Source organism: Alkalihalobacillus trypoxylicola (assembly GCF_001590785.1).
Lineage (GTDB): Bacteria > Bacillota > Bacilli > Bacillales > Bacillaceae_D > Alkalihalobacillus > Alkalihalobacillus trypoxylicola.
In genome coordinates, this window is the sequence record NZ_LTAO01000029.1 from 1 (window position 1) to 749 (window position 749).

2 tRNA genes and 1 rRNA gene are annotated in these 749 nt (G+C 45.1%); all 3 read left to right on the top strand.

What is annotated here, in order from left to right:
- Positions 1 to 75, top strand: a 16S ribosomal RNA gene (locus tag AZF04_RS15410); the annotation flags it as partial.
- A gap of 309 nt (positions 76 to 384) precedes the next feature.
- Positions 385 to 461: transfer RNA gene (locus AZF04_RS15415), tRNA-Ile, on the top strand.
- 53 nt (positions 462 to 514) lie between these two features.
- Positions 515 to 590, top strand: a tRNA-Ala gene (locus tag AZF04_RS15420).
- Positions 591 to 749: the final 159 nt, after the last annotated feature.

Genomic DNA, 749 nt, shown 5'->3' on the forward strand with positions numbered 1-749 from the left:
AAGGTGGGACAGATGATTGGGGTGAAGTCGTAACAAGGTAGCCGTATCGGAAGGTGCGGCTGGATCACCTCCTTTCTATGGAGTTTTAACTCTAGTCGAGCTTGCACAGGATGTGCTGACTTCGACGTTCGACACAGGACGTGTCGGGTGTTAGTCGAAGTTCAATCGTTATGTGCATGCGCTTTGGTACTTTTGTTCAGTTTTGAGAGAACAATTTTTCTCTCTTCATAGCTTTTGCTCCTGCGTCTACGAGTGTTTACTTACGAAGTAAGCTTCCTCGGAGCAAGGCAGCACGAAGCGTGTATATAAGTGTTACMTGATGKGATTGAAGTCAGTAGCCTTGTTCAGTTTTGAGAGAAYGTTTTTCCTCTMTTTGTGTTATATGGGCCTGTAGCTCAGCTGGTTAGAGCGCACGCCTGATAAGCGTGAGGTCGGTGGTTCGAGTCCACTCAGGCCCACCATATACGCACACTTAAAATAAGTGATCAACTATGCTTATTTTTTATTATGTAACGGGGCCTTAGCTCAGCTGGGAGAGCGCCTGCTTTGCACGCAGGAGGTCRGCGGTTCGATCCCGCTAGGCTCCACCAATCGAATCAACTCCTTWWTKAAAGGAATGATTTGAAACATCAGCCTACATYGTAGGYGAGGGTTCTTTGAAAACTAGATAATAGAAGAAAACAGAAATTCATCGGAGTCTATAACGATAGACAAACGAGAATGTCAAGAATTCATATCAAACCTTTTTG